The organism is Candidatus Dadabacteria bacterium (assembly GCA_009837205.1).
GTDB lineage: Bacteria > Desulfobacterota_D > UBA1144 > Nemesobacterales > Nemesobacteraceae > Nemesobacter.
This window is the reverse complement of sequence record VXTZ01000018.1, coordinates 1-8,055: the sequence shown is the minus strand read 5'-3', so window position 1 is coordinate 8,055 and position 8,055 is coordinate 1. Positions and strand designations below refer to the sequence as shown.

Genomic DNA, 8,055 nt, shown 5'->3' with positions numbered 1-8,055 from the left:
TTCTGTTGGATGCGAATAGACGCAACCTCACCCGATTTACATTCAATCAAATCTTACACCCTTTTGTCAAGTACTTTTTTGTGATATTAAGCAAACTTTTTCCCGGTTTCGGGATACCGAAGAATATCTGCCCGCTTAACCCCCTAAAAATGCCGATTTGGGTGTGAAAAGAAGAGAGAATTCTTCGCCCGAAACGCGATCACGGTTTATGCTGAATCAGACAAAAAAAAGCCGCCGAAGCCACTTAATCCCGTTAGGGAAAAAACAGCCACGGCGGCAACCGGAAGGTGGAACATTTGTTATAGTACTCTCTACTTACCAGTTATGTCAATAGAGTTTTTACCGCAATTGCAAAGTTACTTTGCCACAGCGCGCTAAAACGGCTATACTGCCTTCCCGAAAAACTTTCTCGCTATAATGAGGATTGGCACAGGGAGGACGCCAAATTGCCTATTGATTTCGAATTCACGGACGAGCAGCGCATGTTCCGGGAAATGATAGTGGATTTCGCCCAGAACGAGATAGAACCGCTGGTTGAAGAAGCGGAAGCCACTCAGACCTTCCCCAAGCAGCTGTTTCCCATGCTCGGGGAAATCGGACTGCTTGGAATCTCCTTTCCGGAAGAATACGGAGGGGTCGCTCAGGATAAGATAATGGACTGCATATTCTCGGAGGAAATGGGGAGGGTTAACGCCGGCATAGCTATGTGCATTAACGCCCACACAAGCCTTTCCATGTTCCCCATATACAAATTCGGCTCCGAGGAGCAGAAGCAGAAATATCTCGTCCCCGGGATCGAGGGCAAACTGATCGGCTCCCTGGGAATCACCGAACCCAATGCCGGTTCCGACGCGCGAAGCATAAGAACCCAGGCGGAAAAAAAGGGAGACCACTACGTGCTTAACGGCACGAAGACCTGGATAACAAACGGCACCATGTGCGATTACGCGGTCGTGGCCGCCTACACAGACAAGACGAAAAAGGGTCACGGGATAAGCATATTTATAGTTGACAAGGGCACCCCGGGATTTTCCGTAAGCGGAAAGATGCACAAGCTCGGGCACCGCTCCGCGGACACCTCGGAACTTATATTTGAGGGCTGTGAGGTCGGTGAAGAAAGTCTGCTCGTAGGAGAAGGGGGATTCGCGGGGGCGATGGAAACGTTGCTCGGAGCACGCATAACCCACGCCGCGAAAAGCGTCGGAATAGCTCAGGCCGCCTTTGAGTACGCTCTTCAGTATTCAAAGGAAAGAGAGGCGTTCGGAAGACCCATATCGAAGTTTCAGGCCATAAGCTTCAAGCTCGCCGATATGGCGGTCAAAATAGAGACCGCGAGACTTATGGTTTACAAGGCCGCATGGCTCTACAGCAAAGGGAAAAGATGTCTCAAGGAAGCTTCCATGGCCAAGCTCTACTCGGCCGAGATAGTGCAGTGGGTGGCCACTGAAGCCCTGCAGGTACTCGGTGGCTACGGCTACAGCGTCGAGTACAACGCAGAGAGATACTACCGCGACGCGAGGCTGGCTTCCATAACCGAAGGAACCTCGGAGATACAGCGTATCGTTATTTCGCGCGAACTTGGGATTTAGTTTGGCAAAATCCCTGTGTATGTAGTAATATGATACGGATTTTGAACATTAAAGAGCACTAAGTAAGGAGGAAGCATTACAATGTCTAAGAACCTTCCGGGCATACAGGAGACCCGAGAACTTCTAAAGAACAAAAAAGTGGTTATCGCCGGGGTGGGTGAAACGGAACAGGGAAAGATCCCGGATAAAAGCTCCTTTCACTTCCTGAGCGAAGCCTCAAAGCTCGCTATTGAGGACGCGGGGATAAAAAAAGATGACGTGGACGGCCTCGTAACGGCCTTCTCCCTTGTCGAGCACACCTTCATGCACTGCACTACCTTTGCCGATTACTTCGGCATGAACCCGAGGTTCTTCTCCTCGGTAGCCGTGGGGGGAGCCACCGCGGTGTGGATGGTGGCCGAGGCCGCCATGGCCATATCCTCGGGGCAGGCAGAAGTGGTACTCTGCGTAAGGGGGGATAACACCCTCTCGGGGATATCGTCCTCGGGGATGCTTGCGCTTATAAGGGAGATGTGCCACGCGGAGTTTGAGTTCCCATACGGATTAACGACTCCCGGGGGATACGCACTCGCGGCGCAGAGATACCTGCATGACTGGAACAGCAGAAGAGAACACCTCGCAGCTGTGGCGGTTACCATGAGAAAGCACGCAGCTGATAAGGAAAACGCGATGAACAAGGATCCGCTCTCAATAGAGGACGTTCTTACCTCAAGAGTTATAGCGGAGCCCCTTACCAAGTATGACTGCTCGATTATCTCTGACGGGGGAGCTGCTTTCATAGTAACTACGGAAGATAAGGCGAAGGAGCTTGGAATAGAAAACGATCTTGCCTACCTCTGGGGAATGGGACAGGGATACTCTCACCAGTACCTCACCTCCCTAGAGAACCTTGACCAGATATACGACGCGGTCGAGAGATCGGGGCAGAAGGCGTTTAACACTGCGGGAATAGAACCAAGGGACGTTGACATAGCGTTTCTTTACGACTGCTTTACGATAACCGTTCTTCTTGAACTCGAGGGACTGGGTTTTGTTCCCAAGGGAGAGGGAGGAGCGTTTGCCCTTGAGGGAAGAATGGAGATAGGGAAGGACCTTCCTGTTAATACCCACGGGGGATTGCTCTCACAGGCTCACCTTGGGGCCATGCATCATGTGGTTGAGGCCACGTTGCAATTAAGGGGAGACGCGGGGTCAAGGCAGGTTGAGGACCCCGAAGTGGCGGTTGTGCATGGAAACGGTGGGATAGTGTCTGCTCACAGCACGGTGGTCCTTGGGAACCAGCCGATTAATTAACGATACAAAAGGAGAACTAAGAAAATGTCAGAAGAGAAAAAAGCGTATAACAAGCCTTTGCCTGAGTTTCGGCCGGAGACAAGGCCGTACTGGGAGGCTGCCAAGGAGCACAAGCTGGTTATCCCGAGGTCAAGGGAGACCGGAGAGTTTTTCTTTTACCCAAGGGCTCTTTCCCCTGGGGGGGACATGAGTGAGGACATAGAGTGGGTTGAGAGTGAGGGTCGGGGGAAGGTATGGACTTTTTCCATACACCACATGGGACCATCCAAGGCGTACAAGGGTGAGCCTCCCTATGTAGTGGCCCTTATTGAGATGGACGAGGGAGTGAAGATGATGTCCAACGTGGTTGACGTGGACCCGAGTGAAGTAACTATCGGGATGGAAGTGCAGGTCTGCTTCGATGACGTCACAGATGAGGTCACCCTCCCCAAATTCAAACCAGTTGGTTAAAAAGGAGAACTAAAGATGCCAAAACTTTTTTACGAAGATCTGAACGAGGGAGACGAGCACAAGAGCTCAGGAAGAACCATTACTGAAGCCGACATCGTCAACTTCGCTGGACTTTCCGCAGATTACAACAATATGCACATAGACGAGGAGTTCGCCAAGAAAACCGTGTTCAAGACAAGAGTAGCCCACGGCATGCTGGTGACTTCCATAGCCACCGGCCTCTGGTTCACCATGCCGAGACTCGCTACCGTCGCCTTCATGGGCCTTGAAGACTGGAGATTTTCGGGAGCTGTATTCCCAGGTGACACGATTCACATAACGAGAAAGCTCGTTGAGAAAAGGGAACACAGGCGTCCGAACATGGGGTTCTTCATTTTTGAGGTAAACGTATTTACCCACAAAGATGCTGAAAAGCCCGCTCAGAAAGGAAAGTGGGTGATTCTCGTCCAGAGAAAGGAAGAAGCCTAAAAGCTCCGGAATTCCTTAGTTACAAAACAAAAAAAGAGGGGACTCGAAAGTCCCCTTTTTTTGTAAACCACCTGTAAACCGGCACTCCCTTGCCTCAGGGACAAGGAATTATTTGCTCGGCGACTGCTGCATCAAAAACCATTCGAAGCTGAAGCCGCCTCGCAAACTTCTGTTAAGTTTCGGACTGCCTAGCCGAAACAAAACCAACTCTTAAAAATCCCGTGCTTCCCGTTCGCACCGACGCTTAAAGCCTCAGACTTTTTCAGAAAAGCACGGCAGTATCAAACCTTAGCCTGGTACTCCTCCGAGAGGATTCCACTTCTCTGTAAGCAGAAGCATTCCCGGTATCAACAGGGTCACTATCGACTCTATTATGAACAGATAGGCTATCGGCTTGCCAAGATCCTTACCCTGCGAGAACGCAAAGAAGCAGAGAAGCACCAGCAAAGCCCATGCCCAGCAGAAGTACGCAAAATACGCAAGCCCAAGTGCCTGGAAATGAGCCCCGTACCATATAAACACCACCGTTGCGAAAAGACAGTACACTCCCAGCCCTTTCGCGTCATGTCCGTGTACGAATACCGCGTAGACTATCAGGTATATCAACGCAAATACCGATACAAGCGCGGTAGCCGCCGTAAGACCAAGGGTGTGCAGCTTCCAGGCGGCAATCGCTATAAGCACGCCGACCCCCAGATTGAGCACTCCCACTTCCTTCGCTCCGGTTTTACCTAAAAGGGTCATTCCGTTCGCGAAGAACACAAATCCCACGAGCAACAACACGTAACCTAACAAAGCTTCTATTGGAACCATATTAACCATACCTCCTGTATGAAATCATAACCGTTCCTGGTCCCAAGACAGGGACCGCTAATTATGCTTTTATCACAAGCACACATTCGATGTCAAGCTAAATTTAAGCCAATTTCAGAGTTCCTGAAGTCTTATTTGATTTGGAATTATATACCTTGCTGCCTGAGAAAGAGGACGCAAATCTGAAAACGTGGATCAATTCCCCTGAGTTTTTTCAAGCGTATGAAAAGTGCACATTCAAGCTGTTTCTGCGAACTCTTTCCTTTTCTGTGCTACTACTTTGAGGTCGTGCTTTCAATTATCTTTTTCGAGATCAAACAGGGACTAAGACTTGTTTACGGTCAAACAAGATTATCGGGAGCTTTTACGCCATCGAAGTGAGAATCAACTGATTATTGGGTTATCAGCTTACTGGCAAAAAAGCTGCCGACGAACCTAATTCGACTCCCACCCGGGAGTCGTGATTGTAGAGCGGTTGTTCCCGCAACGAGGCCGGGATGTTCTGATTCGTCTACAGCAGTGCGGCTTGAAAACTTGCCGTCCCAAGAACCAGTTGTGGGGAGTTGATACCCGACTGGCACAATGTTGTCATTGATTCTAAGTTTTTGTTCACTTACGGAGGTTGTAATATCTGTATTCCGGAATGTGCCGTCTGACTCTTGAATTTCAGCCGGAGGAAACTTGATCGAAACGAGACTTAGCTTGGTATAAAGGTCGCTTCGAGTTCCGTCAGGATGTATTGTGACCCCTGTAGTTTCGAGGTTCTCAACACACCCGACACACCCTTCTATGGTTTTATTCGCAAAATCGACCCTGAGCAGTATCTCTCCGGAGAGTTCCCCTGATTCTTTAAATCCACTCACAAGACGAGGGTCTATTACCAGCCATAGGGGATCATCGTAATATACCGTGTACATGCCCGCGAAACGACCCCTGTAGAGGGCTGTGCCGTCCGCTGGCAACCGAGGAGAACTGGAGAAGAATTCGGGACCGTCAATGAACACTCCAACATCTACATTCTCAACTGAGCCTGCGCCGAGGTCTCCTTTCAGATGCATCCAGTAGCCAGCTACCAGGTAATCCGTTGGATCGTCGTTATGCCAGCTGACCGCGACATTGGATGCCAAGGTCTCTGATTCCGAATAGTCGAACAATAACCAGCTAGTTAAATGGTGACGGCGAAGGGGTGAGGGCGGCAAAGCTCGCTTTTGTATTGTGTCCGTTACCGACTGTGTAGACGAATCAAAAATCAAGCTGCTACCATCCCCGCGGGTGACCGTAAAATTCACAGTGGGGTCTGCGCGCTCAATGGATGTAGAAACAATATTGGTTAGTTCACCCGGCGAGGCATGAAAGGACGCAGAAACAGTATCCGTTGCTACGGAAGATTTTGAAATGCCGGTGCTGGTAAAACTTGGGGTGCTTTCTGCGGCACGTTCTGCCCCCACCTCAAGAGATTCAAAAGGTACAATCCGGGCATCATTAAACGTAGGGAACTGCTTTTCGGTCTGAAGGGCAGATTCACCCCCCCCCTCTCTCTCACTTCCGCAAGCGACAATCATGAAAACGATTGCAAGAATAGGTGTAAAGTGTTTCATTGTTCTTATCTCCTCGGCTGATTTTTACTACATAACGATATGCGGGCACTTCTAAAAATACGCCCTTATATTCCAGTTAAATTTCAAACAATAACAGATAATATCCGCTCATCCCCCCCCCCGTCAAATTACAGGGTGGCTGTGGGTGTGGATACAAGACAATGCCGGAGGAAGGAAAGTGGACTTCCTGTCTTTTACAAGCCTAAATTTTATGTATAGAGCGAATTTCTTTTTTTGAGATTCCTCCTTGATTTTTTCTGTCTCTCTTTTTTTCTTTCCGATTTCATTTCTGCTCGATCTCTGTTTATGCTGCAATATCCTCCAGGGGTTTCTTGAACTCCTTGTCGAACAGTTCTCCTTTTTTCAGGATGGCGCATGCAACCAATAAAAGACGGTCGCATACAGTACGAACAGACCTGCAGTAACCATGGCCTTTTGCACGAAGCGCTTCGTACTTAACCCTGCTTACCGGATCATGTTTTACCGCTATGCCGCCCGGGGTATGAAACGCATTGGCGAGGCTTCTGCATACCGCTCTTCGCCGAACAACCTGTCTGCTCTTGCCCGATTGTCTCGTTACCGGAGCCGTACCTCCAAGACATCGAAGCGCCTTCAGGTCACGGCGACGTACAAGGTCCCAGGCTTCGGCAATCAGAGTAGCGAGCACTACAGGCCCCACCCCGGGAATGGACCTGAGTATCTCAATATCGGTCGGTCTTTCCCCCTCGGCCTTTAGCTTTGAGTTCATGGTCTCAATAACCTGCTTGATTGAGTCTTTGGTCTCCTTGAGCTGGCGGTCTATCACTCTCATGCGTTCAATGATCATCCTTATGTGCTCAATGCAGCTCCCTGTGGTTGCATCGTTTAGTTCTATTTTCTTGCGGCGGAGTATTTCAAGCACCTGCTTCGCGTTAAAACGCCTCACTGCGTTGCGTTTGAGAAGGTTATCTACCGTTTGTACTCTTTTTCTTTTTGCAGAGTCAGGACAAGGCATAAGCTCCCATAGCTCCAGGTGCCACGTGTTTACCTTTTTGCCCAGAAGCTCGCAGAACTGTGGGTAATACCTGAAGAGCAATCCACGAAGACGGTTAACGCAACGGGTTCGTTCTGCTGTAAGTTCCTCTCTGGTCCTATTGAATTCCCGCAGGATTATGACATCGGGATCCCGGGGCTCAACAAGGCGGAAGTGGGAACGATCCGTTCTGAGCGCAGAAGCGAGCACAAGAGCGTCTCTCCTGTCATCCTTGGCTCCTGAGACGCAGAATCTGTCCCTGAAGCGGTCAAGCTGCTTTGGGTTTATGGAATAAACTCCGAAGCCCTGTTCAACAAGACTCTCAACGACAGGGCCGTGGTTTACCTCAATAGCTGCTGCTATATCACAGGCCTCAGAGTCTGAGATCTCTCTCATCCACTGCGCCATTTCCAAAAGACCTCCACCAGAGTGTTTGAAGCTCTTTTCTCCGACGACGGAACCTTCGTGATCAACTACGCAGACCTGGTGGGAACTTCTTCCCCAGTCAACTCCAAAAAATAGAGATTCATGATTCTTCATGTAAATTATTACCTCCATGTAAATTCGGGTTAGCCGTGATGCTTGTCGGATCCAGTACTGGTGCTCAATGGCACAAACTTCCTGTTGGGCATCCATCACGGTGGCGCTTGACCGAGGCGCTTGTCCACTTTAGGCGCTCTATGGCGCGGGAACAACTGGGCAACTCTCGGTCAGGCAACCCGTGAATTAAACTTGATTTTTAAATTTTTCGCTCGATTTAAGCTTTTAGAATGGTACTGGAACAGCTGGATTTCGGAGAAGGGGACAGGTACGTGAGACTGGATGACAAGAA

7 protein-coding genes are annotated in these 8,055 nt (G+C 49.7%); 4 read left to right on the top strand and 3 right to left on the bottom strand.

The annotated features are described in order from the left end of the window. The first annotated feature begins 452 nt into the window (after positions 1-452). From F4Z13_04030 to F4Z13_04015, 4 genes are all read left to right on the top strand, one after another. Positions 453-1,589 carry an acyl-CoA dehydrogenase gene (locus F4Z13_04030; protein MXZ48409.1) on the top strand — a complete coding sequence of 379 codons (1,137 nt, stop codon included), beginning with the start codon at positions 453-455 and terminating at the stop codon, positions 1,587-1,589. An 81-nt stretch (positions 1,590-1,670) separates the two neighbouring features. Then, entirely contained in the window at positions 1,671-2,882 is a 1,212-nt protein-coding gene (locus F4Z13_04025) for a thiolase family protein (protein MXZ48408.1), read from the top strand. A gap of 24 nt (positions 2,883-2,906) precedes the next feature. Then, entirely contained in the window at positions 2,907-3,332 is a 426-nt protein-coding gene (locus tag F4Z13_04020; GenBank protein ID MXZ48407.1) for a Zn-ribbon domain-containing OB-fold protein, read from the top strand. A 15-nt stretch (positions 3,333-3,347) separates the two neighbouring features. Beyond that, positions 3,348-3,800, top strand: a complete 453-nt coding sequence (locus F4Z13_04015; GenBank protein ID MXZ48406.1) for a dehydratase — start codon at positions 3,348-3,350, stop codon at positions 3,798-3,800. A gap of 288 nt (positions 3,801-4,088) precedes the next feature. On the opposite strand, the gene F4Z13_04010 is transcribed toward F4Z13_04015, so the two are convergent. The 3 genes from F4Z13_04010 to F4Z13_04000 all read right to left on the bottom strand — a co-directional run bounded on the left by F4Z13_04010 (position 4,089) and on the right by F4Z13_04000 (position 7,763). After that, entirely contained in the window at positions 4,089-4,622 is a 534-nt protein-coding gene (locus tag F4Z13_04010) for a hypothetical protein (protein MXZ48405.1), read from the bottom strand. 383 nt (positions 4,623-5,005) lie between these two features. Further along, positions 5,006-6,211: a hypothetical protein gene (locus F4Z13_04005; GenBank protein ID MXZ48404.1), complete on the bottom strand. Its 1,206-nt coding sequence runs from the start codon at positions 6,209-6,211 to the stop codon at positions 5,006-5,008. Positions 6,212-6,515: 304 nt separating this feature from the next. Further along, positions 6,516-7,763 (bottom strand): IS110 family transposase, encoded by a 1,248-nt coding sequence (locus F4Z13_04000; GenBank protein MXZ48403.1) that lies wholly within the window; start codon positions 7,761-7,763, stop codon positions 6,516-6,518. Positions 7,764-8,055 lie beyond the last annotated feature (292 nt).